The organism is Candidatus Pelagibacter sp. HIMB1485 (genome assembly GCF_052048055.1).
GTDB lineage: Bacteria > Pseudomonadota > Alphaproteobacteria > Pelagibacterales > Pelagibacteraceae > Pelagibacter.
The window spans coordinates 566619-591291 of sequence record NZ_JBNAIN010000002.1 but is presented as its reverse complement, the minus strand read 5'-3'; the positions used below and the strand labels follow the sequence as shown (position 1 = coordinate 591291).

Here is a 24673-nt window from a genome sequence, read left to right as displayed (position 1 = left end):
TTTTAATTTTAAAGTCTCTATCTAAGTTTTTTACAAATTATAAAACTTTCTTTTGAGTCCTTCCTACTTGATTTAGGTTTAAAAACCTTAACTTCTTTAAAATGTTTTTTACCTTCTGCGACTATTTCGTTGAAAGTTCCACCCATAAAGATTTTAGAAATAAAATAACCATTTTCATTTAATAAGTCTTTTGCAAATACCATTGCCTCTTTACAAAGTTCTCCTGTTTGAATTGAATCGATATTTTTAATTCCTGTGGTATTTACAGCCATATCTGACATTACAACATCCACTTTAGAAGTTGTGTTATTTTTAATTTCTCTCTGAACATCCTCTTCAGTGAAATCACCTTGTATTTGAAGACTCGAACCAATTGGTTCCATCTTTTTTAAATCAATTGAAATTAATTTTCCGTTCTTAGCTGCTTTATTTGCATATTGTGACCAACTACCAGGAGCAGCTCCTATATCAATAACTGTTAATCCACCTTTAAAAATCTTAAATTTTTCGTCAATTTCTTTAAGTTTATAGGCAGATCTGGCTCTATAACCATCAACTTTTGATTGCCTGACGTAAATGTCTCTTCGTTGTTTGTTAACCCAATTTTTAGATATTTTATTTTTTTTCAATTATTTTAAAAACCTAAGTTTTTTTTCAATGACATCTCCATCTAAAGTTTTAATTTTGGAAATGAAATTTTTATCGTTTCTAATTTGATCATTGTTTTTTCCTGCAAAATGAAGAATGCCTATTTCATGATTTGGTAAATAAGGTTCTACAAAAGTTTTTCTTTCATTATCATATTTCATTCCGTCTATAAGAGTCCAATTGCAATATGCAGGTAAAATTTCAACTGGGAGATTGTTTGAATATATTGTTATATTCATAGCAATTTGTTCAGATCCCCAAATTTTTCCAGATGAAAGTGCTTTTTTTAAATTACTTTGCCAAACTTCCCAGTGTGTAGCGTTTGCTTCTAGTGCGAAGACACCAATATTCAAATGAGGTTTTAAGGCCACCTCCCTAGCAATTTTTTCAGAAAAACCTGAAGACTTTGCATGTTTATAATTTTGAGATTTAATTCGTGCAAAACTTCTAAACACCCATTCGGCTCTTAAAACTCTTCCATAAGCTCTATCAGCAGATGTTGCTATTGAGAGTTTATTATTTTCACATCCTTTAAAATATAAATCAATTGCTTCCCAAGAATTGACCCATGCATCTGCATCAATCCACATATATTTACTATATCCAGGAAAATAATTTTTTAAAAAAGCTCTTGATACTTGACTTTTTAGCCATTCTTTTCCTTTAACTTTAAATGCAGGTACCTCAATATCCCAATCTGCTTTTTTAATTTCGTCTACTTTGTTTGATAACGCAATTTTTTGACTCTCTTCTAATCCAGCATCTAAAATGCAAATTGCAGTGTTTTCACTCTCATTAAATCTCTTAATGGAGTTTACTAATTCATCTAATAAGTCAAAATAATTTGCATCCGCTAAAGAAATAATTACATTTTTTTTCATTAAAGAATATCTTCTTGGTCTTCGTCATCTATATGACTAACATCCTCGTTTTCTTTTTTAAGTTTTTGATAATGTAAAAAACTAATAGGTAATAAAGTTAGATAGATCATTGCACTAATCGAAATTACGTTAAATGGATAGATTAATAATAATCCAAAAAATAAAACGATTCCAAATAATAAAAATATTGTAGCTTTTCTTTGAATTACAATTTTTTTAAATGAATAAGTTGGAAATTTACTAATCAATAAAAACGATGTAACAATAAAAAATATTGGCACAATAATTGCATAATCTATTTTGAATAATTCAATACTAGATATACTAAATATTAGTGGCGTTAGTACTAAAATCCCACCAGCTGGAGATGGGACACCCTCAAAAAAATTATCTCTCCAAGAAGGCTCTCCCCCAGTATTTACATTGAAACGGGCTAATCTTAATGCAACACAAATTACATAAATTAAACAAATTAACCATCCAAACCTTCCAAGTTCATTTAATTTCCAAAAATACATTATGAAGGCTGGAGCAACTCCAAAACTAATCATGTCAGTCAAAGAATCTAATTCTTTTCCAACTTTTGAAGTGCCTTTGATTAATCTTGCTATTCTTCCGTCCAATCCATCAATGACTGCTGCAATAATTATTGCAATGATTGCAAACTCATATCTTCCGTCTAGAGCAAATCTTATAGAAGTAAGACCAATACAAACACCTATAAGGGTAAGCATATTAGGTAAAATTACTCTAGCACTCCTTTTTTCAGGAACTATTTTAAAATTTTTTTTAGGTTGTTGCATATCTATCTTTTGGCTAATAGAGTTTCCCCTGAAATAGCTGTTTGACCAATTTTTACTAATGGTTCATAATTTTCATAGTAAACATCCGCTCTACTTCCAAATCTTATCATTCCAATTCGATCCCCTTGATTTAGTGTTTGATCTTTATTAGTCTCACAAACAATTCTTCTTGCAACCAAACCTGCTATTTGGACTACAACAATGTCATTCCCATGATTATCTTTTAATTTATAATAGTTTCTTTCATTATCCTCACTCGCTTTATCTAATGAGGCATTTAAAAACTTTCCTGGTTTATACAAAATATCTTCAACTTGTCCTGAACAAGGAGTTCTATTTACATGACAATCAAATACGTTCATGAAGATACTAATCTTTTTAAATTTCTTGTTTTCTAAATTTAATTCTTTTGGTCCATCTACATCTTCTACTTTAATTACTTCGCCATCCGCTGGGCTTACTAGATAATTATCATCACCAATGATTGTTCTTTCTGGATCTCTAAAAAAATAATAAACCCATATAGTTAATAGCAATCCAATTAATCCTAAAAATCCATTTACTAGTAATAAGATTATTGTAATGAAACCTGCAATTACAATAAACTTGTAACCCTCTGTGTGTATCTTTGGAAAAATTTTGGTAAACATATTCTTCTATTTGCTAATTTTCGATTAATATGTATATAAACCAATCAAATTCAATTAATAAGATAAATTTAATTTAATGAGCAAAATCAAGGTAAATAACCCTGTTGTCGAGTTAGATGGTGATGAAATGACTCGAATTATTTGGGAGTTTATTAAAAACAAATTAATCCTTCCTTATATCGATCTTGGTATTGAATATTACGATCTAGGAATGAAAAGCAGAGACAATACTGATGATCAGATCACAATTGACTCAGCAAATGCTATCAAAAAAATTGGTGTTGGAATTAAATGTGCAACAATCACTCCTGATGAAGCAAGAGTTGAAGAATTTGATTTAAAAAAAATGTGGAGATCTCCAAATGGAACGATCAGAAACATTATTGGCGGAACAGTTTTTAGAGAACCTATAATTTGTAAAAATATTCCAAAGTTAGTTCCTTCATGGACAGATCCTGTAATTATTGGAAGACATGCTTTTGGTGATCAATATAGAGCTACAGATTTTAAAGTGCCTGGAAAAGGTAAAATGGAAGTTAAGTGGACATCAGAGGATGGAAAAGAAGAAATTAAATACGAAGTATTTAATTTTACAGGTCCAGGAGTAGCTCTATCAATGTATAATTTAGATAAATCAATTCAAGACTTTGCAAGATCGTGTTTTAGCTATGGCTTAATTAAAAAGTGGCCAGTTTATATGTCTACAAAAAATACAATTTTAAAACAATACGATGGAAGATTTAAAGATATTTTCCAAGAAGTATTCGATAATGAATATAAAGTAGAATTTGAAAAACATGATCTCACTTATGAACATAGATTAATCGACGACATGGTTGCATGCGCAATGAAATGGAGTGGAAAATATATTTGGGCTTGCAAAAATTATGATGGCGATGTTCAGTCTGATACTATGGCTCAAGGTTATGGATCATTAGGATTAATGACAAGTACTCTGTTAACTCCTGATGGAAAAGTGATGGAAGCTGAGGCTGCTCATGGAACTGTTACTAGACACTATAGAATGCATCAACAAGGAAAAGAGACTTCTACAAATCCTATTGCATCTATATTTGCATGGACAAGAGGATTGGCACACAGAGGAAAATTAGACAATAATCAAGAATTAATTAAATTTGCTCAGACATTAGAAGCTGTATGTATTGAGTGTGTTGAAAATGGATCTATGACAAAAGATTTAGCAATTCTAGTTGGACCGAACAGTAAGTTTTTAACTACTAATCAGTTTTTAGATGAAATTGATGGTAATCTTAAAAAGAAACTAAATTAGAGATTTAATTTTTTCAAAAGCATCATTTATTTTGGATTGGTCTTGACCACCTGCTTGAGCAAAGTCTTTTCTTCCACCACCTCCTTTGCCTCCGATTACTTCTGAACCTGCTTTCACAAATTGTACTGCATCAAATTTTTCAGTTAGTTTTTCTGTGACACCTACAGCTATACCAACTTTGTCGTCTTTGCTTGCAAAAACAATTACAATACCTTCGCCCAATTCTTTTTTGCCTTTATCTACAAGTTTTCTTAATTCTTTAGGTGGAAGATCTTCAACATTTTGAAATCTTACTTTGACCCCATTAACATCTAGATCGTTAATTTTATTTTTGGATTGATCTTGTAATATCGAATTAACAGATAATGTTTCTAACTGTTTGTTTAAATTTTTAATTAAAACTTTCTTATCAGTTTCATCTAAGTTAGGTTTTCCACCTAACTCAGAAATTTGCTTACTTAATTCATTTATTTGTTCATCATCTTTTTCAGATGATAAATTTAACATTTTCTCTTTATTTTTAAGGTAATCCTCTAGTTGCTTATCTCTTAAAGCCTCTACTCTTCTAACCCCTGCAGCAATTGAGGATTGGCTAATAATCTTAAATTTACCAATATCACCAGTGTTTTTTACATGGGTTCCACCGCATAATTCAGTTGAAAAATATTTTTCTCCTTCATCCCCCATTGATAACACTCTTACTTCATCTCCATATTTCTCACCAAATAATGCTAAAGCTCCATTATCAACTGCCTCTTTAGGTGTCATAATTCTTGTGGTTACAACAGATTGTTTAGAAATCATATCATTTACATGACTTTCTATTTTTACCATCTCATCATCTGAAATTGGCTTCATGTGGCTAAAATCAAATCTTAACCTTTCTGGCTCAACTAGAGATCCTTTTTGAGTAACATGCGGACCTAAAACTCTTCTCAAAGACTCGTGTAATAAATGAGTTGCTGAATGATATGCTCTTGTATCATTTCTTTTACCAATATTGATTTTCATTTCAACATCTTGCTCTAATTTTATTGAACCTTTTTTCACCTTTCCGTAATGAACAAATATATCCCCCAATTTTTTTTGAACATCAGTTACTTCAAATTCAAATTCATCCTTAATAATCATTCCTGTGTCCCCAACTTGACCCCCAGATTCAGCGTAGAATGGGGTTTGATTAACAACAATGATACCTTCATCTCCAGCATTTAAAGTATCAACCTCTTTATGATTTTTAAGAAGTGATTTTATTACTCCTTGTGCTTGATCATTTTCATATCCTAAAAATTCTGTAGCTCCATGTTTTTCTTTAACTCCATACCAAACCTGCTCAACTGCACTATCTCCAGATCCTTTCCAATTTTTTCTTGCAAGCTCAATACTCTCTCTCATCAGCTCACCAAATCTTTCTTTATCAAACTTTAAAGATTTTGATTTTAAAATATCTTCTGTAAGATCAATTGGAAATCCATAAGTTTCATAAAGTTTAAAAGCAATGTCACCTGGTAGTACTTTATCTATCTTTGAAATTTCATCATTTAAAATTTTAATTCCTCTATCTAGTAGAACTAAAAATTTCTCTTCTTCCATTTTTAAAGTTTCTTTTATTAAAGACTCTGCTCTTTTTAGTTCAGGATAATTTCCTGACATTTCATTTAATAACGTATCAAACAATTTTGAAAATACTGGATCCTTGGCTCCTAATAAATGAGAATGTCTCATACCTCTTCTCATTATTCTTCGAAGCACATACCCTCTTCCTTCATTAGATGGCAATACTCCTTCAGCAATTAAAAATGAACTTGCTCTTAAGTGATCTGCAATAACTCTAAAACTAGATAGATTAGATTTATCAGATTTAATTTTAATTATATCTGAGGCTGAATTAATTATTTTTTTAAAGTGATCCGTTTCATAATTATCATGAGTGCCTTGCAATAATGCAGCAATTCTTTCTAAGCCCATTCCAGTATCAACAGAGGGTTTTGGAAGATTTATTCTTTTATCTTTTGTAACTTGTTCAAATTGCATAAAGACCAAATTCCATATTTCGATAAATCTATCTCCGTCTTCATCTTTGGTACCAGGTAATCCTCCATGCAAATGATCACCATGATCAAAGAATATTTCTGAACAAGGTCCACATGGTCCTGTTTCTCCCATTGACCAAAAGTTATCTGATGTTGCTATTCTAATTATTCTATCATCGCTAAAACCTGCTATTTTCTTCCAAAAATTGAAGGCTTCATCATCTTCATGAAATACAGTTACATAAAGTCTATTTTTATCTATTCCAAAATCTTTGGTAATTAAATTCCAAGCATAATGAATTGCTTGTTCTTTAAAATAATCTCCAAATGAAAAATTTCCTAACATCTCAAAGAAAGTATGGTGTCGAGGTGTGTAACCTACATTTTCTAAATCATTATGTTTACCACCAGCTCTTACACATTTTTGTGAAGTAGTTGCTCTTACATAATCTCTTTTTTCTAAACCTGTGAACACGTTCTTAAATTGAACCATTCCAGAATTAGCAAACATCAATGTTGGATCATTATTTGGAACCAAATTACTAGATTCCACAATCTGATGATCGTTCTTTTCAAAATACTTTAGGAAAGTATTTCTAATTTCATTGAGAGTTTTGTCTGCCATATTTTTAAAATACAGCTTTTTTATTTTATGTCTAGATACAGTACGGGAAAAAAGGCGCTTAAATTAAGCGCCTTTTATTAATAAAGATGACCTATTAATTCTTTTTAGATGGAGGAGTAGCTTCAGCTTTTGCTTCTTCTTTTTCAGCTACTTTCTTTTCTTTTTCCAATTTTTCAGGATCTATCGGGTTTCCTTCTATTTTTTTAGAAATAACACCAGCTTTTTCCCTAATTGCCATTTCTATTTCTGCAGCAACTTTAGGATTTTGAGCTAGATAAGTCTTGGCATTCTCTCTACCTTGACCAATCTTCTCTCCCTTATAAGCATACCATGCTCCTGATTTTTCAATAATATCTGCTTTGGAACCAAGATCGACTAACTCACCCATCTTGCTAATTCCTCTTCCGTACATCAAATCAAATTCAACTACTTTAAATGGTGGAGCTACTTTATTTTTAACTACCTTCACTCTTGTAGAGTTACCAATAATTTCATCTTTGTCTTTGATGGCACCTATTCTTCTAATATCCATTCTAACTGATGAATAAAACTTAAGTGCATTACCACCTGATGTAGTTTCTGGACTTCCAAACATAACTCCAATTTTCATTCTGATTTGGTTGATGAAAATCATCATTGTATTTGTATTTGAAATTGAACTTGTTAATTTTCTTAAAGCCTGACTCATTAATCTTGATTGAAGACCAACATGATGATCTCCCATTTCTCCCTCAATCTCAGCTTTTGGAGTTAAAGCTGCAACAGAGTCGATTACAATAACTGAAATAGAGCCTGATTTTACTAGCGTATCAGCAATTTCTAATGCTTGTTCACCAGCATCTGGCTGTGAAATTAAAAGTTCTTCAGTATTTACACCTAATTTTTTTGCATAAACTGGATCTAAAGCATGCTCTGCATCAACGAATGCACAAATTCCACCTGCTTTTTGAGCTTCAGCAACAACTTGTAATGCTAATGTTGTTTTTCCAGATGATTCTGGTCCATAAACTTCAATAATTCTTCCTTTTGGTAATCCACCAATACCTAAAGCTAAATCAAGACTTAAAGAACCTGTTGAAACAGACTCAATATCCATAGCTCTCTTTTGGCCAAGCTTCATTACAGAGCCTTTTCCAAAATTATCTGTAATTTGAGCTATTGCAGCATCTAATGCTTTGTTCTTTTCTTTAATATCCATTTCTTGATCTTTAGTAGATTTAACTACTTTTAGGTTACTTTTCGTCATTTTTTGCCTCTTTTTTTACGTTTTTTAACAGTCGAATCATGATTTAAATGTACACATTTTGTTCTCATTAGCAAGATCTTTGTTTTTACTGGGTAAAAAAGATTGAATTACTTAAGATTTAAATAGTCGCTATTTAAAAGTCCTACTGATTTTAAAACTCTGTATTGAGCTAACAAATAACTTCTTTCAGCTTCAGCAAGATTAATTTTTGCATTTATCAAGTTTGATCTAGATTGAAGGACATCAAAAGTAGATCTTCCAGATCCACTTTCATATTCAAAGCTAATTCCTTCAGTCGCAACTTCTGAAGCTTTAACTTGTGATTGCACAGCTTGCAAAAAACTTCTTGAAGACTGCAAAGTTGACCAAGAAGAGGTCACTGACTGGGTATTATTTTTTTGTGCATTCTCCAATAATAATCTTTTCATACCTTTAGCTTGAAGATTTTTTGTTACGTTAGATTTATTTTTTCCACCAAATTGAAAAGGCCAAGATACTGTTGCTTGTAAGACATCTTTTTCTCTTTCATCATAAGTTGAACTTAAATCATCAGTATAAGTTCTCTCTAATGAGATTTTTGCTGTTGGTGAAAGATCAGATCTTGCAATTTTTACATCAAGTTCTGATTGACCGTATTCAATCTCTGCAATAATTAACTCTGGACTTTTTTCTAAAGATATTTTTTTAGCTTCATTTAAATTTTTAGGGATTGTAACTTGAGCGTTATATATTTTTTTCAATTTATCTTCTTCAGCAATAGCACCAATTACATTTTCATAATTTAATCTGCTCGTTACTATATTATTTTGGGCTTCAATATATCCTGCTTGTGCGCCAGCAAGAGAAGATTGTGATTGTGCTAAATCAGAAGCTGTAATTTGCCCCCTACTTAATCTTGCATTATCTAATTCAAATTGTCTTTGGAGTAAGTTTACATTTTCTTCATTAATATTTAATTTTTCATAAGCTAAAATTAATCCTGTGTATGCTTCAATAGCTCTTAAGAATATTTCTTGTTCTTTTTGTATTAATTTTGCTTCTGATAGGTTTAATCCTAACTTACTTTTCTCATATTCCGTTTTTCTTCCGCTTCCATCAAGTAATGTTTGTTCAAGTTTAATTGAAGCTGATCCTGTGTTTACATCTGTAACTGATGCATCTGCACCAGACTGTGTAGTAATTTCATTTGTTTCCTCAAAATTTTTTTTACCAGTAAGAGTTAAGTTAGGCAATAAATCACTTCTAGACATATTAATTACCTCTTGTTGGATCTCTAAATTTTTTCTCTCTGCTTGAAGCTCCAGGTTATTATCAAAAGTTTGTTTTAGTGCTTCTTTTAAAGTTGCTGAAAATGCACTCAACGGAAAAACTAATGCACAAAAGATAATTATTAAAAACTTTTTCATTTATTATATTTTATTGTCTTAATTTGATGGTTGCTATTTAAATTTAAGATAATTGTAGAATATTTTGGTGCAAATTTAAACATGTTCTGTGTAATTCTTTGGTAAGTTTGCATAAAGTTTATAACATCTCCTTTGCTCATTATTTTGTGACTAGATTTATTTTTAGTATTTAACCACAACTTATGCTCTTGTTTTAGTCTCCATTTTTGAAGCAAACTAAAATTTTTTGCTTTTAAATAAATCAGACAATTTAACTGAGAATATAGTTTTTTGTATTTCGTCTTTAATTGCTCATTTACATATTTTCTCCAAATAAATTTTTGATCTTTAGTTCTTTCAAGTGAATTAATTGGTTTTTTAAGAGTTTTGTTTATTTCCGCTCTTGCACCAACACACCAACCCTCAAATATAATTACATCTGGCTGCTCTTTAATATTGTACCAATTTTTTTTAGGCGACCTATCGTCTACTGCCTTATTAAAACTTGGTAACTTTATTGATTTAAAGTTTTTGTTTTTTGATTTTTTAAAGAAATCCAACATAATTTTTACATCATGTGTTCCAGGCACTCCTCTTGTCATCAACATAGGATGAACTTTATTAGATAAAATAAATCTCTCTTTTCTAGTTTTATAAAAATCATCAATAGAAATTTTGAATACTTTTAATTTAAAATATTTTTCTAAAATAATTTTTATAATTGAACTTATTGTTGTCTTACCAGTCCCCTGTCCTCCAGCTAAGCCAACAAAGTAAGGTTTTTTATTATTTGCTTTTTTTGCAATCCAAAAACACACTGGTATTAGAAAAGATTTTAACATCTTATCTTTGTTGCTAAATTTTTCTTTTGAGGTTTCTTGTGATTTAATAAATTTTAGACAATCACTTTTAACTTTTTTAAAACACTCAGCAGTTGATTGCATTAAACTTTTATTTTTCTTGATCCATTGGATGGTTGAGACCATCAAATTGAGCTATCTCTTTTATATCTTCAGCTTTAACTTCATCGACACAACCTAAATTAAATCCAGTCATAGCTGGTGCACTTCTTGGATTATGATGAGTGTAAATTCCACATTCAGTGCAAAAATAATGTTTAGCAACTTTTGTATGGTATTGATAAAGTTTTATTTTATCTTCACCTTTGGTAAGTTTAAAATCTTCATTTTTAACCATACCCATTGTTGCATTTTTTCTTTTGCAAATTGAACAATTACATCTAACTATTTTTGCTAATTCATTAACTGTAGAATTAATTTCAGCTTCTACAGATCCACAATGACAACTTAATTTCATATATCTCCTTAATTTAAATTAAAATACATTTGGCTGCAATCTTATTTCCCTCTAAATCTCGAACGTATGCATAATAATTTCCATCTTTTCTAACACCTGGTCCACCTTCATCTATCGCTCCTTTTGAAATTGCAACTTCATAAAATTTATCCACTGCTTCTTTAGTGTCTGCCAACAAAGTAGTTTGTGAACCATTTCCAAAAGTTGCGGGCTTACCATTTACAGGATGAGTTACATAAAATTGAACTTTATCTGGATCACTTGAATGAGCATAACCCAAATACTTTTCTGTTTTTAAAATTCTTTTTAATTTTAAAGGTTCAAAAACAGCATCATAAAAGTCACCTGATTTTTGATGATCATTAGAACCAACCATGACAAAATCTAAAACATTCATAATCAAACTCAGAATTTATATATTTAAATAACCAACTTAAACTATCTATGGTTGAAGTTATCCACAAGTCCACAATATGTGGATTGGATGTTCACGTTTTGATTCACTTTTGATTCAGTTACAGACTCAAAATACAACCTATTGAGTGTATTCCATAAATAGTCTATAAAGTAGAACAAAACAAGAACATGAAACTAACAATCCCATATTATCTACATAAAGCAGGCGCTGGTTTTCCTTCTCCTGCAACAGATTATATCGAAGAAGATATCGATCTAAACATGCATTTAATAAGAAATGTTCCAGCAACTTTCATAATCAGAGTTCAAGGTAAATCCATGGTTGATGTTGGCATTAATGATGGAGATTTATTGGTCGTTGATAAAAGTTTAAAACCAAAAAACTTTTCAACTGTGATTGCAAATGTTCATGATGAGCTTGTGGTTAAAACTTTAGTTCAAGAAAGAGATAAAAAATTTTTAACCTCTGGCTCTAAAGAATTTTCTGACAGAATTTTAATTAATGAAGAGCAAGATGTTTTTATTTGGGGAGTAGTTACTTATGTCATCCACTCAGTATACTAAAAAAATAGCACTCGTTGATTGTAATTCTTTTTATGTTTCTTGTGAAAGATTATTCAATCCCAAAATAAGAAAAAAACCTGTTGTTGTTTTATCTAATAATGATGGCTGTATCATTTCAAGATCGAATGAAGCAAAAGCTTTAGGAATTAAAATGGGCGAACCTTACTTTAAAGCAAAAGATATTATTGTTAAAAATAATGTAAATGTTTTTTCATCAAACTATTCTTTGTATGGAGATTTATCTAGAAGGGTGATGCGAACTCTTAAAAGATTTAATTCTGAAATAGAAGTGTATTCAATTGATGAGGCTTTTTTAGATTTATCAAATTTTAAAGATCAGGATGTAGAAAAAGTTGGAAAAGAAATTAGAGAAACAGTTTTACAATGGACTGGTATTCCAACAAGTATTGGGATCGCAAAAACAAAAACATTAAGTAAAATTGCAAATCATATTGCAAAGAAAAAACAATCTGGAGTAACAAGTTTAATTGGAATAGATAATTTAGATCCTATTTTAGAAAAAGTTGAAATTAATGATGTCTGGGGTGTTGGTAGACAACTTACTAAATTTTATCAAAAGCATGGAATTTATAATGCGAAGCAACTTAAAAATAAATCTAATACATGGATAAAGAAAAGTTCCAATGTTTTAAGCTCAAGAACAGCAATGGAGCTTAGAGGAATTCCTTGTATTGATTTAGAAACAACTGCTACCAAAAGAAAGAGTTGTGTAGTTTCAAGATCATTTGGAAAAAGAATTGAAACTTTTCAAGAATTAAAAGAAGCAGTTGCAAACTATTGTTTAAATGCATCTGAAAAAATCAGATCAGAATCTTTAGTTGCAAAAGCAATTACTGTATTTGTGAGAACAAGCCCTTTTCATAGAAACTTTGGTTATTATTCAAATGCTAAGACAGTTGATTTTCCTATTGCAACAAACAATAGTATTGAAACAGTTAAAACAGCAGTTTCAATCCTTGAGAGCATATTTAAAAATGGTTATCGTTATCAAAAAGCAGGTGTGATGCTTACAGGATTATCGAATGCTAGTGATAAAACAAATTTATTTACTTCTGAAAAAGATGAAAAGATAAATAGCTTAATGAGATCAATTGATAATACTAATCATCGATATGGAAGATCTACTTTAAGTGTTGCGAGCGCTGGGGTTCACAAAAAATGGAATATGAGAAGGCAGTATTCTTCTAAAATTGATACTGCTGATTTTTATTGTTTACCAACGATTAGGGCTTAATTTAGATTGAGAGTCTTTTTGGATCCATTAGCATAAGAAAACTCTACTTGATCATTTGAAAGAGATTTAATTGATGTAAAACCATCGTATTCAGCGATAAATTCATTTAATTTTTTTCTATTTTTTTTACTAATTTTTGCTCCTGGAGCATTCACACCAACATCAATAATAATTTCTGCCCCATTTAAAAAGGCATTTACCCAAGCTTTTATGGGAGGACCACAAGTCATTGCTTCTGTTAACCAAATAGGTTTGTCAACATCGACACTTTTTAATAGTTCAGCAAACTCATCTACCCAAAGCTCTTTATCACATTGTCCGTCTGGACCACTTATGTGATGGATATTTGCTATATCAAAATGATCTTTTATTTCTGGCAAAACTGATTTCCAATATTTTTTATTTTTTGGAAACATTCCTGCGGCTCCAGCCATAACGATAACTGCATCTGGTTGTTTTTCTTTAATTACTTTTGATGAGAAGTTGAAGATTTCAATAAAATCTTCCTTACTACCTTTAAAGAACATTTTAAACTCTGGCTCATTCATCACATCCCAATATTTTATTGGTTTAGTTAATCCAGGCATATCATTTGAGCCATCACCATCATAACGATCAACTAATTTTGTTAGAAAATTTTTATAATCATCCATTGAACAAGGTTTACTTAAATATTTAGTAAAACGTTTTCCAAAAGGGCTTTTTGCTTTTTTTCTTTTGCAAGATTTTTGATCCCAATTGGCATGAGGCCAAATGGTTGCTAAAATTGTTTGATTATGATCTTGTGCATAAACAACGTATTGATCAGCGTCTTCCCAAAAGAACTTTCCTTTTTCACTTTCAATGTGGTTCCAAATAAAAGGTCCTGGATGTGGTCTTACCCATTGACCATCTTTACCTCTCATTTTTTCATCACGCATTTCGGTTAATTCACCAAATCTAGATTCGGAATTTGCAAAGTTAGTTAAAAATAAAAATGATAATAAAATTACTAATAATTTTTTATTTAACAAAAGTATCATTAAATTGACTAGAAACTCTGACAAAAGTTGTACATTTGCTTAATTGTTTCAGTGATGGCGCTCCTACATAAGTACAGCTACTTCTAACACCACCTAGAATATTTAAAACAGTATCATTTATTTTACCTCTATACTTAACTCTAACTTTTCTTCCTTCACTACTTCTGTAGTCTGCTAATCCACCATAATGTTTTTTATTAGCAACTTCTGAACTGGATCCATAAAACTCAATGTATTTAGAGCCATTTACTTTTACTATTTTTCCTTTTCCTTCATCATGACCCGCTAACATTCCACCTAACATTACAAAATCTGCACCACCTCCAAAACCTTTTGCAACATCACCTGGACATGTGCATCCTCCATCAGCAATGACATGCGCGCCAAGACCGTGAGCTGCATCAGCACATTCAATTACTGCGCTTAATTGTGGATACCCTACTCCAGTTTGAATTCTAGTTGTACAAACACTTCCGGGTCCTATTCCAACTTTTACAATATCTGCACCACTTAGAACTAATTCTTGTGTCATATCTGCTGTTACAACATTTCCTGCAATAATAGTTTTAGTTGGGTATTTTTCTCTTACTGATTTGATAAAATTTGTGAAATGCTCTGAGTAACCATTTGCAACATCAATACAAATAAATTTGAAAAAACTAAATTCCTTTAAAACCTTATCTAAGTTTTGAAAGTCTTCTTTTTTAATACCAACGCTAAGTGCAATATTAGGATAGATTTTTTTAATATTTTTGTTTTGTTTTATTTTTTTTACATCATGTTGTTTTGTTAAACATGTAATCATTTGATGATCATTTAATTTTTCTGCAATACTTAGTTCACCAACACCATCCATGTTGGCTGCCATAATAGGAATTCCTGACCATTCATTTTTGCTGTATTTAAATCTGTATGTTCTAAGTAGATTAACGTCTTTACGGCTTTTTAATGTACTTCTCTTAGGTCTAAACAAGACATCAGAGTAATCTAGTTTAAGCTCTTCTTCTATTCTCATTAATTAAAATGCTATTATTTCTAAAATACTATTTCAATTCAAATTGTAGCCTGTGGATAAGTTTTTAATTAAGCTTTAAAAAGCTTATCAGATAAGTTGTCCAGCTTATCACCCCAAAAAACATCTTTTTGAATTCTTTCAAATTCTAAATCAAAAACTGATGACATAGCAGAAGCATAAATAGATCGGGCATCAATTGTAACATTTAAATCTCTACCATCAAAAAGCTCTTTTCTTTTCAATCCTGGCCAATCAGCGTGAACTTGGCTTTTCTTAATTAATCCACCAGCCATAAATATTGCGGTTCCATAACCATGCTCCGTTCCATTGCCACCATTTTGTTTAATCGTTCTTCCAAATTCAGTGACTGTTAATATTAAAGTATCTTTGTAGGCATCTTTAAGCTCAGTTTTTAAATTTTTAATAATGTCATCCATTTCAACTAGACATTTTGTGTGAGTACCGTTCACTCCACCTTGTGCTGCATGTGTATCAAAACCATTAACCTCAAATACAGCCACTCTTGGTCCATTTGGTTTTCTTAAATAAGCGGCAGCTTGTTTTGAAAGATTATTATTTTTTCTTTTATCCCAGCCTCTTGAATACCCTGACATCATGTCTTCATTTTTTCGTTTTTTTATGAAATTCATCATGTCCATTAACTCTTCTTCAGAACTATCTGCGTATACTGATTTTAATAAATCTAACGTTTCTTCTCTTGGTAGGCTTCCATCTGATGGAAAATAATTATTATTTTTAGGAACCCCTCTTAAAAGAAGAGGCATAGGCAACGATAGCGCCAAACCATCGCCTTGTAATTTAGCAAGTTTCATGGCTCTACCAACCCATCCAGTTTTTTCTTGGTAAGGAACTTTACCTCCAGACTCCATCAAATTTTGACCTTCAAAATGTGATCTTGCTGTGTATGGAATACTTGTTGCATGTACAATTGCTCCAGTATTTTCTTTCCAACATTGGTAAAAAGCGTTTAACTTTGGATGGAGTGCAAAATCTGAATCTAATTTAATAGGATTTTCAATTAATATTTTTTTTCTTCTTTTTTCGAAATTTTTATCTCCTATTACCGGTACTGCACAAAGTCCATCCATTCCACCTCTCAACATGATAACAACTAGATTTTTTTTTCTAGATGAAGATGCCAACACAGGCAGATTAAAACCTGCTAAAAACAAAGTAGTTGCTGCTGAACCTTTTAAAAAATCTCTTCTTGAAATCTTCATGCTTTTAATACCTCCGGTAAATTAAATAATATCATATGTTTTTCTTCGTTTGTTCTAGCCTTTGAAACAATTTTTAAAATTTTATCAGGATTATCAAAATTAGTACGAATAATTCTTTCGTGTATAGTATCATCAATTTGATCTTTTATTTTATACTGATGGAAAGCTTTTTTAGCGTACATTAATCTTCTGATCACTAACTCTGTAGATAGCCAATCTTTTTCTAAATCTGAATATCCATTTGGTTGTTTTTGTCTATAAGGGTGACATCCTATATCTTCTAATAACCAACTTGGAAATCTCATGTCATTCACTGGTTTAAAACCAAACACGAATTGGTTCATTATGTATTCACTAACAGGATATTTATCTGTTGAGCCAGACATATTAATTGTCGTTAGCCACCAATTTTCTGGGTTTTGAAATTTCCGATACTTGTCATTATATTCAAAAGCAACTTTAATAGCAGCTTTGTGAACTTCAGGAAGAAAACCATCTGATTGTTCCCATGCTTTTATAACTGGAGCAATCATTTCAGGTGTAGGGTAGTCAGTAATTAAGTATCTACAAAGCTTTGTTGCAATAAATTTTCTACAAGCTGGGTGGTTTGCTAAGTCTTTAATTGCAATCTTTAAACTCTTTGGTCCTTTTTTATATTCTTTACCTAAAACTAATTTTTTTCCTGGTTCATGTCTTTCTGGATCAAATCTGACATCACTTCCATTATCTTTTTTTTTGCTCCACTTAGGACGCCATCCTGTCATTATTTTTGCAAGTTCAATTACATCTTCTTGTGTATATCCTCCATCTGGAGAAATAGTATGGAGCTCCATTAATTCTCTTGCATGATTTTCATTTAATGTTGCTGGTTCTTTTTCTCTTCTTCTCCATTCTTGCTTTGCGCTTTCTGACTTGGGGCCAACATTTTCTTTATTATCAAGATGCATAATCATTGGCCATGCAAGTGTTGCCTCTGTAACCATTGTCTCAAATGTTTTATCCATATTAGCTCTTAGAAAGTCTCTTTGATAAGAACCAGTCGAAAAAGACGACAAAGTTTGAGTGTCACTAATTGTAAAATGATTACCCCAAAAATACCAAAGTTTTGCTAAAACTGGGTTTTTACTTCTTAGAGCTTCGGCATGTCTAATACAAATTTCATTGTTTGGCCAAAAATCTTTTCCTACATCGTTTTCTAATTGATGCTCAGCTTTTCTTAAACCCTCAGGATCATTTTTGTATTTTTTTCTTAAAGTAGTGTTTTCCTCAACTCTAAAAGTAATCCAATACTTTCTCATCTCCTTTTCAGAGTATATATGCTTACCCTTCCAATTATATTCTGGAATAGTTTCCACTTGTTTTTGAGCCCAAGTCAGTGGATCTGATGGCTCTTTTTCATCGGGCTTTAAACCAAATGCAACTTTTCTAAAAAAGTTTTTCATTATTATTTTATTTTATCAATATCATGGATATTTGTTAAGGAATTATTAAACTCTTCAATATTTTCTCTTAAAGCTAAACTGGAAATTGAATAAATCATTATTAATAACAAAACTAAAGGTAATGAGGTAACAATTGACGCATTACTTTTAATTAACAAAATATAAAAAACAATAAATAAAGCTGAACGAATTAAAACTGTTTTTCTAAAAACACTTATTATTGAAAGAGAATGTTTTAATAGTTTAAAGAAACTCATTTGAGATGGACCAAAATATCTTTTGCCCCTAATTGATGGAGAAGAAATTAAATCTTTTTCAATTTTTTTTAATGATCCTGAAAAACTATTCCAAGTTGATTTTTCATCTAACATTTTTTTAACAGTTACTTTTGAAAGACATGTAAAATTACCAAATTTAATAGATTGCCCAGTAAAAGCTAAAGTTAAAAATTTATGAAATTGGTAACATAGTTTAAAGAGCATACTTTCTGATCTTTTAACCCTTTCACCAACTATAGATCTGTCTCCAACTTCCTTTGATAATTCAATAAAATTTTTAATTTCTTCAGGTCTATCCTCGCCATCTCCATCCATAGGAATTACATAATCAAACTCCTTTTTTTCATAGATATATTTCAAACCAGAAGCAATACATCTTGCATGACCTCTGTTTTCTTTCATGTGTATAATTTCAATTGAGTTAAAGTTTTCAATATATGGATATTCATCAATGATTTGTTGTGAAGAGGCATCATTAATTACGATTAATGATATTTCAGAATTTAAATCTTTTATCTCATGGTTAATATTTTCAATTAACAACTTCAAAGACTCGCGATCATTATAAACAGGAACTAAAATTACATATTTCATAAATTATCTTGATCCAACACAGATACTATCAAGACACATATAATCTTTCAATTGATCAAGTTTCTCTCTTTGAACTACACCCTCCCAAACTGGCCTAGATTTAAGGTGATAAGATAAATTGCCTGCATTCCATTCATTTCCTAGAACAACATTGATCTTAGAGTTAAATTGTTGGTCCCAAGCATATTGAGTTTTCATAGCAATTTCTTTTCCTGGATAATCTGTTCTTTTATCATCTTTCAATACTGAAACATAAGCGTATAGAACAGGTGATAAAAAGAAAAAGAATAGAAATCCAACCATAAAAAGTTTTAGTTTTTTTAAATTTATTTGAGATTGAAACAAATAAACAACCAATGTTCCGAAGAACAAATAGTATGGTGTCATCCACATTGTTCGAATTTTTGATCCTGTTATCAATGAAGTTAAAAACATCAGTGCAATTGGCAAGATATTTATTGCTAACAAAAATAATAAATTTTTATCTTTGAAATTTAATTTGAATTTAAGTTTTTTGATCAATAACAATGTTAAAATTATAAATGGAATTAATATACCAATTTGTTTTCCTAAAAAAATTAATGGAAATTTGATGTGATCAATAAAACTTGATTCTTCTAAACCAGTTCTTGCAAGTCCATAAGTAATTGTAATAAATTCATTATTATTTAACCAAATTAAGTGAGGAACTAAGGCAACTATAAAAACTTCTATTGTAATTAAATATTTAAAATCAAACTTTCTTTCTTTTTTAATAATTAAATAAATGAATAAAAAAGCAATAGAAACTAATAAGTAAACGAATAAATATTTTGATAAAAATCCAAATGCTGCAAATAAACCTAACAAAAAGCAGTCCCAAAATTTAATATTTTTTTCACTATAAATTTTCCAAGAATAATATGCTGTTAAAGACCAAAAAGGTAACTGGCATACATTTACGTTAAACTCAGGTGTAGTAAAATTATAAAAATAAATCGTTTCAATAAATAAAACTGAAATTAAACCAAGAAATTTATTTTTAAAAATTTCGGTAGAAAGTTTAAATATAAAATAAAATGAAATAATTACAAAAATTTGACTTAACAAATAATAAGCCCAGTCCTGTGAACCAAATATTTTAAAAAAAACTTCTGGAAAAAAAGCACTCATAGGAGGATGCTTATTAAAACCCCAATCTAAATTGCTTCCCCAAGCTAAAGCCTCAATTGTATCTAAAGGTAAATTGTGATTTGTTAGAGTTGGAATCAAAGTCCAAAAGATTAAATGGGATGTTACAAAAATATAAAAAAGATTATCTATATTTTTGTTATTAATGCTCATTATATAAATATTTATAACAATTCAGCTTGCTTGACACCCATATTTTGCTGAATATACTCCGACCATTCAAAATTACGCTATGCCAAAGACTGCTAAAGCAAAAAAAAAAGTTTCTAAACCAAAAGCTAAAGTTGCAACTAAGTCAAAGAAAACTACGACCTCACCAGCTAAAAAAGCCCCTATAAAAATTTCAAAAACTTACGTTCCAAAAGAAACTGAAAAATATATGTGCGAAAAACATAAAGTATTTTTTAGAATGAGATTAAATGAATGGAAGAAAGAATTAATTAAAGCAAACAATGAGGCTCTTTACAATGGAAGTATGGATGACAATAATATTTCTGCTGATCTTGTGGATCAGGCAAGTTCATACATCGATAAAAATGTAGAGATGAAAGCAATTAATAGACAAATTAAATTAATTTCTGAAATCGACAAAGCTTTAAGAAGAATTATGGACGATACTTATGGGTATTGTTTAGATACAGCTGAACCGATTGGATTAAAAAGATTAATGGCAAGACCTGTTGCTAAATACACAATCGCTGCACAAGAAAAGCATGAAAAAGATGAAAAAGTTCATGCAGATGACTAATTAAGGTTGTGGAATTTTTGCCTCTTTATCCATAAAAGCATATCCTTTTATAACAGCCTCACGTTCAGAAATTTCTTGATACCATCTAGATAAGTTTTTATAATTTTTTAATCCAATATCATGCCACTCATGTCTTGCTAACCATGGCCATGTTGCAATATCAGCAATGGTATAATTATCTCCAGCTAAAAATTTAGAATTTTTTAATCTAGTATCTAATTCCCCATAAATTCTTTTAGCAATTTTGAAATATCTTTGTTCACCAAATTCACTTTTTCCAGGATTATAATGATGAAATTGATGATGCTGACCAATCATTGGACCAATAGTTCCCATTTGAGCCATCAACCATTGATTAATCACTAATCGATCTTTTTCATTATAAAACTTTCCACTTTTGTCACCTAAGTAAATCAATATTGCACCAGATTCGAAAATACTTTTATTGTTTTCATTATCAATAATTACAGGAATTTTACCAAATGGACTTATCTTTAAAAAATCTGGATTAAATTGTTCGTCGTTTCCTATATCAATCTTAGTTACTTTATATTCATAACCAATTTCTTCTAGCATAATACTAATTTTCCAACCATTTGGAGTATTAGCAGAAAATAATTCTATCATTTTTTTACACCAAGTCTCTCTTGAGCAGCTTTTGATGTAGTAGAGAATTCAAATCTTAACTTTTCATCTGGTCTTGCATACTTAAAGCAACCTCTTGCAGCAAGAGCTCCTTCGTGAAAACCTGAAAGAATTAATTTTAATTTACCTGGGTAAGAACAAATATCACCTATAGCAAATATACTATCAACATTTGTTTCAAAATTTTCTGTATTTACTTCGACAGTTTTTTTATTGATATTCAATCCCCAATTTAAAATAGGTCCAAGCTGCATAATTAAACCAAAAAAACCAAGAACATAATCGGATTGTAATTCATTAATTTCTCCTTCATCATGTTTTATTTTCACAGTGCTAATTTGATTATCTCCACTAACAGAATCCATTTGATATTTTGTGTACAAATTTAATTTTCCCTGATCGTTTAATTCTTTTACTTTTTGAACACTAGATTCAGCTCCACTAAATCCATCACGTCTATGAATTAAATTTACTTTTGAATTATTTGATAATTCGATTGCCCAATCTAGAGCAGAGTCTCCTCCACCAAAAATTGAGATAGTTTTATCTTTAAAAATTGTTTTATCTTTAATTGAATAAAATAATGAGGACCCTTCAAATTTTTCACATTCTTTTACTGGAAATTTTCTGGGCTCAAAAGAGCCAACTCCACCTGCAATAATAATTGCTGCTACATCGAACTTTTGGTTTCCACTTGTTTTGACATGCCAACGATTTTCAACTTTTTTTAGTTCCTCAACTCTTTCATTTAGATGAAATTTAATATTAAACGGTTTTATCTGCTGAAGAAGATTATTTGTTAATTCTTCACCGGTACATTCTGGGACAGCCGGAATATCATAAATAGGTTTATCAGGATAAAGTTCTATACACTGGCCACCTGCTTTATCGAGATTGTCTACTATTTCACATTGAAGTCCTATAATTCCAAGTTGATGAGCACAGAATAAACCAGTTGGTCCTGCTCCAATAATTAACACATCTGTTTTATTCATCTAAGCTTGCTTTTCTGGAATAGTAACTTCTAATCCATCTAATTCATTTGAAACTATTAATTGACAACTTAGTCTACTATTTTGTTTTGGTTCATATGCCATATCCAACATATCTTCTTCACCGTCTTCTTTAGTTGGAAGTTTATTTAACCAATCTTCTTTTACATACACATGGCAAGTAGCACATGCCATGCCACCTCCACAGTCAGCGTCAATTCCTGGAATATCATTTTGAACTGCACCTTCCATTACGGTTAATCCATTTTGAACATCAATGGTGTGAGTTTTGCTGTCGTGGGTGTGGTAAGTAATTTTTGCCATGCGTTATATATAGGTTTTTATCTAAAATGAGCAAGTAAGTAAAAACATACTTAGCAATATTTATGCGTTCTGAGGTTCTGGTACTTCCTTTTTAAAAAAGTAGCTAGTGTCTTCAGTTTGTTTTATTATAGCTGGTAAAATTTCTTTATAAGCATCAATCAAGCCATCATTTGTTCTTGGTAATTGATCTTTAATGTGATGATGAAGTTTATCTAAGTTATAAGATGGAACTGTTGGAAACATGTGATGTGTTACATGATATTCCATTTTCCAATATAAAAAACTTAAAATAGGATTTAAATACATTTCTCTTGTTGTGTATCTGTGATCTTTAATATTTCTAGCTAAACCTGCATGTTGAGTAAAAGAAACAAGTTTGTGTAAAGTTCTTCCATAAAATTTTGGTAATAAAAAAAACAAAACTGGTAACCAAGATGATGCAATTAAAGACCACAAAATAATTGCAATCCAAATTCCAACAAAAATTCTAGAATTAAAAATTACTTTTGATTGTGCATTTTCAGGAATACAGTCTTGCATAACTTTTGTTTTTACACCAAATGCATGTTGAATAATTTCATAAGCAATACTTTTTTTAAAATAAACAAGTTCCATAAAAGGAATTAAATTCATTATTAAATTTTTTGGAGTTTCTTTTAAATTATTTCCATATTCAATTTCATGATCAAACGGATTTTCTGTTGAATATGTATTTCCATGATGAACAAAGTGTGTGTATCTCCATCTTAATGGTTCAAAATTAGAAAGATAAGAAGAGATGTAGTAAAAGAATTCATTTAAAGATTTCGATTTAAACGCAGTTTTATGACCTGTCTCATGCCACAATGGATTTGAAAAACCATAAATGTTTCCATAAACTAAAAACCAAAAAGCAGACCACCAAGTACCCCAAGTTACGTAGGCCATAATTCCTGTTACTAATAATAACCCAAAAAAAACTGAAACATGTTGAAGACCTTTGATATCAGATTTTTTTGAAAGCTCTTTAAGAACCTCAATATCAACTTGGCATTTGTGCCATTTTTCTAATTTTACATCCATAATAAAAAATATGTATAATAACTATACATAATTTTACATAAGGCAAAAAAAAAGGGCAAGTACAAAATTGTACCTGCCCTTTTTTAAATTTTAAGTAAAACTACTACTTAGCTCTACCAGGTTGTTGCATAGCTGCTGCCCAAATGATCAGACCGAAAGCGATCTTGTTCAAGAAGTCAGCTGCGTTGTAAATCACGTTTAGTGAGTTAGCATCTACACCACCTGTTAGGTAACCAAAAATGTAACCTAATGGGTAGATCGCCCAACCTACAGTAACGATCATTCTCATTGCACCAAAAGCAGTTACAAGTGCTTTGTTACCACTTTTTGCTGCTCTCTTACCTGCTTCACCAGAGAATACTTCATATAAGATGTATACCCAACCAGCCATACCGATTATGAAACCAAGTGTAGCGTTGATGTATCCAGCTTCTCCTAAGTATCCACCTACTAGCATTACTAATGTACCAATCATTAGTCTCCAGAAAATTCCAGAGTCTGATTTGTTTACTGCTGATAGAACAAAATAGAATTCTAACATCAATAGTGGCACTGTAATTAACCAGTCAATGTATCTGTATACAGTTGGTGAGTCACCAGTAGCGATCCATACATCTCTCATGTACATGTAGTGTACGAATGCAATACCAGTTACTAGACCAGCAACTGTCATTGAAACTCTCCATCCAGCTGGAACTGAACTTCTTTCTAAGAAAAAGAATACAGTAGCAGCTAAACAAGCCATAGATACTAACCAAAACGAGATACCTACGAAATCGTCTTGAGCCAGCATAGCTGTTTCAGCGTTTGCAACACCAGTTACGCCCATAAGAGCAACAACTGTAAGAGCAAACAATTTAAGTTTTTTCATAAAAAACTCCCTCTTCGTTAGTTTTTATTTATTTAGTTTATATAAACTAGACTTAAGTAACCCTAAGCCAAAGTTGGGGTTAAATAGCAAATTAAATTAGTTTTATGAAGACTTAATTGTCATTAATTTGCATTGATTTTACTGAATTTTTAAA

The 24673-nt window shown here is 30.6% G+C and carries 25 protein-coding genes; 4 read left to right on the top strand and 21 right to left on the bottom strand.

Annotated elements, in window-relative coordinates; genetic code table 11:
• Nucleotides 1-17: 17 nt before the first annotated feature.
• Genes ACTTA4_RS05515 through ACTTA4_RS05500 form a run of 4 tightly spaced genes read right to left on the bottom strand, consistent with a single transcriptional unit; the run spans nucleotide 18 to nucleotide 2982 of the window.
• Complete coding sequence (locus ACTTA4_RS05515) at nucleotides 18-629, bottom strand: RlmE family RNA methyltransferase (RefSeq protein ID WP_440633873.1); 612 nt, start codon at nucleotides 627-629, stop codon at nucleotides 18-20.
• Complete coding sequence (locus ACTTA4_RS05510) at nucleotides 630-1529, bottom strand: glycosyltransferase (protein WP_440633872.1); 900 nt, start codon at nucleotides 1527-1529, stop codon at nucleotides 630-632.
• Nucleotides 1529-2332 carry a CDP-diacylglycerol--serine O-phosphatidyltransferase gene (gene pssA / locus ACTTA4_RS05505; RefSeq protein ID WP_440633871.1) on the bottom strand — a complete coding sequence of 268 codons (804 nt, stop codon included), beginning with the start codon at nucleotides 2330-2332 and terminating at the stop codon, nucleotides 1529-1531. Before pssA ends, ACTTA4_RS05510 begins: the two co-directional genes overlap by 1 nt.
• 2 nt (nucleotides 2333-2334) lie before the next feature.
• Nucleotides 2335-2982, bottom strand: a complete 648-nt coding sequence (locus ACTTA4_RS05500) for a phosphatidylserine decarboxylase (RefSeq protein ID WP_428080758.1) — start codon at nucleotides 2980-2982, stop codon at nucleotides 2335-2337.
• A 76-nt stretch (nucleotides 2983-3058) separates the two neighbouring features.
• On the opposite strand from ACTTA4_RS05500, the gene ACTTA4_RS05495 reads away from it, so the two are divergent.
• Nucleotides 3059-4273: an NADP-dependent isocitrate dehydrogenase gene (locus tag ACTTA4_RS05495; RefSeq protein ID WP_440633870.1), complete on the top strand. Its 1215-nt coding sequence runs from the start codon at nucleotides 3059-3061 to the stop codon at nucleotides 4271-4273.
• Here the strand turns inward: ACTTA4_RS05495 and alaS are convergent.
• The 6 genes from alaS to ACTTA4_RS05465 all read right to left on the bottom strand — a co-directional run bounded on the left by alaS (nucleotide 4265) and on the right by ACTTA4_RS05465 (nucleotide 11276).
• Nucleotides 4265-6931, bottom strand: a complete 2667-nt coding sequence (alaS, locus tag ACTTA4_RS05490; RefSeq protein ID WP_440633869.1) for an alanine--tRNA ligase — start codon at nucleotides 6929-6931, stop codon at nucleotides 4265-4267. The two genes, ACTTA4_RS05495 and alaS, sit on opposite strands and share 9 nt — an antisense overlap.
• A gap of 94 nt (nucleotides 6932-7025) precedes the next feature.
• Nucleotides 7026-8177, bottom strand: a complete 1152-nt coding sequence (gene recA / locus ACTTA4_RS05485) for a recombinase RecA (protein ID WP_440633868.1) — start codon at nucleotides 8175-8177, stop codon at nucleotides 7026-7028.
• Nucleotides 8178-8284: 107 nt separating this feature from the next.
• A complete protein-coding gene (locus ACTTA4_RS05480) occupies nucleotides 8285-9583 on the bottom strand; it encodes a TolC family protein (protein WP_440633867.1) in 1299 nt (432 codons plus the stop codon).
• On the bottom strand, nucleotides 9580-10548 hold the full coding sequence (locus ACTTA4_RS05475) for a uridine kinase (protein WP_440633866.1): 969 nt from the start codon (nucleotides 10546-10548) through the stop codon (nucleotides 9580-9582). The genes ACTTA4_RS05480 and ACTTA4_RS05475 overlap by 4 nt, the downstream gene beginning before the upstream one ends.
• Nucleotides 10514-10879 (bottom strand): GFA family protein, encoded by a 366-nt coding sequence (locus ACTTA4_RS05470; protein WP_440633865.1) that lies wholly within the window; start codon nucleotides 10877-10879, stop codon nucleotides 10514-10516. The genes ACTTA4_RS05475 and ACTTA4_RS05470 overlap by 35 nt, the downstream gene beginning before the upstream one ends.
• Nucleotides 10880-10892: 13 nt before the next feature.
• Nucleotides 10893-11276, bottom strand: coding sequence for a VOC family protein (locus tag ACTTA4_RS05465; protein ID WP_440633864.1), 384 nt, complete (start codon nucleotides 11274-11276; stop codon nucleotides 10893-10895).
• A 188-nt stretch (nucleotides 11277-11464) separates the two neighbouring features.
• Between ACTTA4_RS05465 and ACTTA4_RS05460 the strand changes: the two genes are divergently transcribed.
• Complete coding sequence (locus tag ACTTA4_RS05460) at nucleotides 11465-11860, top strand: LexA family protein (protein ID WP_075506508.1); 396 nt, start codon at nucleotides 11465-11467, stop codon at nucleotides 11858-11860.
• Nucleotides 11838-13115 carry a Y-family DNA polymerase gene (locus ACTTA4_RS05455; RefSeq protein WP_440633863.1) on the top strand — a complete coding sequence of 426 codons (1278 nt, stop codon included), beginning with the start codon at nucleotides 11838-11840 and terminating at the stop codon, nucleotides 13113-13115. Before ACTTA4_RS05460 ends, ACTTA4_RS05455 begins: the two co-directional genes overlap by 23 nt.
• On the opposite strand, the gene ACTTA4_RS05450 is transcribed toward ACTTA4_RS05455, so the two are convergent.
• From ACTTA4_RS05450 to ACTTA4_RS05425, 6 genes are all read right to left on the bottom strand, one after another.
• Entirely contained in the window at nucleotides 13112-14137 is a 1026-nt protein-coding gene (locus ACTTA4_RS05450; protein ID WP_440633862.1) for a hypothetical protein, read from the bottom strand. The genes ACTTA4_RS05455 and ACTTA4_RS05450 overlap by 4 nt on opposite strands.
• Nucleotides 14118-15152, bottom strand: a complete 1035-nt coding sequence (locus ACTTA4_RS05445) for a GMP reductase (protein ID WP_440633861.1) — start codon at nucleotides 15150-15152, stop codon at nucleotides 14118-14120. Before ACTTA4_RS05445 ends, ACTTA4_RS05450 begins: the two co-directional genes overlap by 20 nt.
• Before the next feature lie 68 nt (nucleotides 15153-15220).
• Nucleotides 15221-16393, bottom strand: a complete 1173-nt coding sequence (locus ACTTA4_RS05440; RefSeq protein ID WP_440633860.1) for a DUF1501 domain-containing protein — start codon at nucleotides 16391-16393, stop codon at nucleotides 15221-15223.
• A complete protein-coding gene (locus ACTTA4_RS05435; protein WP_440633859.1) occupies nucleotides 16390-17835 on the bottom strand; it encodes a DUF1800 family protein in 1446 nt (481 codons plus the stop codon). The genes ACTTA4_RS05440 and ACTTA4_RS05435 overlap by 4 nt, the downstream gene beginning before the upstream one ends.
• A 2-nt stretch (nucleotides 17836-17837) precedes the next feature.
• On the bottom strand, nucleotides 17838-18707 hold the full coding sequence (locus tag ACTTA4_RS05430; protein ID WP_440633858.1) for a glycosyltransferase: 870 nt from the start codon (nucleotides 18705-18707) through the stop codon (nucleotides 17838-17840).
• 3 nt (nucleotides 18708-18710) lie between these two features.
• Entirely contained in the window at nucleotides 18711-20030 is a 1320-nt protein-coding gene (locus ACTTA4_RS05425) for a glycosyltransferase family 39 protein (RefSeq protein WP_440633857.1), read from the bottom strand.
• Between the two features lie 79 nt (nucleotides 20031-20109).
• On the opposite strand from ACTTA4_RS05425, the gene ACTTA4_RS05420 reads away from it, so the two are divergent.
• Nucleotides 20110-20625, top strand: a complete 516-nt coding sequence (locus tag ACTTA4_RS05420; protein ID WP_440633856.1) for a TraR/DksA family transcriptional regulator — start codon at nucleotides 20110-20112, stop codon at nucleotides 20623-20625.
• Here the strand turns inward: ACTTA4_RS05420 and ACTTA4_RS05415 are convergent, their stop codons facing one another.
• The 5 genes from ACTTA4_RS05415 to ACTTA4_RS05395 all read right to left on the bottom strand — a co-directional run bounded on the left by ACTTA4_RS05415 (nucleotide 20626) and on the right by ACTTA4_RS05395 (nucleotide 24519).
• Nucleotides 20626-21252, bottom strand: a complete 627-nt coding sequence (locus ACTTA4_RS05415) for a glutathione S-transferase family protein (RefSeq protein WP_440633855.1) — start codon at nucleotides 21250-21252, stop codon at nucleotides 20626-20628.
• Nucleotides 21249-22265 (bottom strand): NAD(P)/FAD-dependent oxidoreductase, encoded by a 1017-nt coding sequence (locus ACTTA4_RS05410; RefSeq protein ID WP_440633854.1) that lies wholly within the window; start codon nucleotides 22263-22265, stop codon nucleotides 21249-21251. The genes ACTTA4_RS05415 and ACTTA4_RS05410 overlap by 4 nt, the downstream gene beginning before the upstream one ends.
• A complete protein-coding gene (locus ACTTA4_RS05405; RefSeq protein ID WP_440633853.1) occupies nucleotides 22266-22586 on the bottom strand; it encodes a 2Fe-2S iron-sulfur cluster-binding protein in 321 nt (106 codons plus the stop codon).
• A 60-nt stretch (nucleotides 22587-22646) separates the two neighbouring features.
• Complete coding sequence (locus tag ACTTA4_RS05400; protein WP_440633852.1) at nucleotides 22647-23648, bottom strand: fatty acid desaturase; 1002 nt, start codon at nucleotides 23646-23648, stop codon at nucleotides 22647-22649.
• Nucleotides 23649-23751: 103 nt separating this feature from the next.
• Nucleotides 23752-24519: a bacteriorhodopsin-like gene (locus ACTTA4_RS05395; protein ID WP_440613895.1), complete on the bottom strand. Its 768-nt coding sequence runs from the start codon at nucleotides 24517-24519 to the stop codon at nucleotides 23752-23754.
• Nucleotides 24520-24673: the final 154 nt, after the last annotated feature.

Coding starts and splice junctions, on each gene's coding strand:
- ACTTA4_RS05435 (WP_440633859.1), bottom strand. CDS start 17,835: ATGAAAAACTTTTTTAGAAAAGTTGCATTTGGTTTAAAGCCCGATGAA.
- ACTTA4_RS05445 (WP_440633861.1), bottom strand. CDS start 15,152: ATGAGAATAGAAGAAGAGCTTAAACTAGATTACTCTGATGTCTTGTTT.
- ACTTA4_RS05450 (WP_440633862.1), bottom strand. CDS start 14,137: ATGATACTTTTGTTAAATAAAAAATTATTAGTAATTTTATTATCATTT.
- ACTTA4_RS05430 (WP_440633858.1), bottom strand. CDS start 18,707: ATGAAATATGTAATTTTAGTTCCTGTTTATAATGATCGCGAGTCTTTG.
- ACTTA4_RS05425 (WP_440633857.1), bottom strand. CDS start 20,030: ATGAGCATTAATAACAAAAATATAGATAATCTTTTTTATATTTTTGTA.
- ACTTA4_RS05455 (WP_440633863.1), top strand. CDS start 11,838: ATGTCATCCACTCAGTATACTAAAAAAATAGCACTCGTTGATTGTAAT.
- ACTTA4_RS05420 (WP_440633856.1), top strand. CDS start 20,110: ATGCCAAAGACTGCTAAAGCAAAAAAAAAAGTTTCTAAACCAAAAGCT.
- ACTTA4_RS05500 (WP_428080758.1), bottom strand. CDS start 2,982: ATGTTTACCAAAATTTTTCCAAAGATACACACAGAGGGTTACAAGTTT.
- pssA (WP_440633871.1), bottom strand. CDS start 2,332: ATGCAACAACCTAAAAAAAATTTTAAAATAGTTCCTGAAAAAAGGAGT.
- ACTTA4_RS05405 (WP_440633853.1), bottom strand. CDS start 22,586: ATGGCAAAAATTACTTACCACACCCACGACAGCAAAACTCACACCATT.
- ACTTA4_RS05470 (WP_440633865.1), bottom strand. CDS start 10,879: ATGAAATTAAGTTGTCATTGTGGATCTGTAGAAGCTGAAATTAATTCT.
- ACTTA4_RS05465 (WP_440633864.1), bottom strand. CDS start 11,276: ATGAATGTTTTAGATTTTGTCATGGTTGGTTCTAATGATCATCAAAAA.
- ACTTA4_RS05480 (WP_440633867.1), bottom strand. CDS start 9,583: ATGAAAAAGTTTTTAATAATTATCTTTTGTGCATTAGTTTTTCCGTTG.
- ACTTA4_RS05395 (WP_440613895.1), bottom strand. CDS start 24,519: ATGAAAAAACTTAAATTGTTTGCTCTTACAGTTGTTGCTCTTATGGGC.
- ACTTA4_RS05410 (WP_440633854.1), bottom strand. CDS start 22,265: ATGAATAAAACAGATGTGTTAATTATTGGAGCAGGACCAACTGGTTTA.
- ACTTA4_RS05510 (WP_440633872.1), bottom strand. CDS start 1,529: ATGAAAAAAAATGTAATTATTTCTTTAGCGGATGCAAATTATTTTGAC.
- ACTTA4_RS05475 (WP_440633866.1), bottom strand. CDS start 10,548: ATGGTCTCAACCATCCAATGGATCAAGAAAAATAAAAGTTTAATGCAA.
- alaS (WP_440633869.1), bottom strand. CDS start 6,931: ATGGCAGACAAAACTCTCAATGAAATTAGAAATACTTTCCTAAAGTAT.
- ACTTA4_RS05460 (WP_075506508.1), top strand. CDS start 11,465: ATGAAACTAACAATCCCATATTATCTACATAAAGCAGGCGCTGGTTTT.
- ACTTA4_RS05495 (WP_440633870.1), top strand. CDS start 3,059: ATGAGCAAAATCAAGGTAAATAACCCTGTTGTCGAGTTAGATGGTGAT.
- ACTTA4_RS05440 (WP_440633860.1), bottom strand. CDS start 16,393: ATGAAGATTTCAAGAAGAGATTTTTTAAAAGGTTCAGCAGCAACTACT.
- recA (WP_440633868.1), bottom strand. CDS start 8,177: ATGACGAAAAGTAACCTAAAAGTAGTTAAATCTACTAAAGATCAAGAA.
- ACTTA4_RS05415 (WP_440633855.1), bottom strand. CDS start 21,252: ATGATAGAATTATTTTCTGCTAATACTCCAAATGGTTGGAAAATTAGT.
- ACTTA4_RS05400 (WP_440633852.1), bottom strand. CDS start 23,648: ATGGATGTAAAATTAGAAAAATGGCACAAATGCCAAGTTGATATTGAG.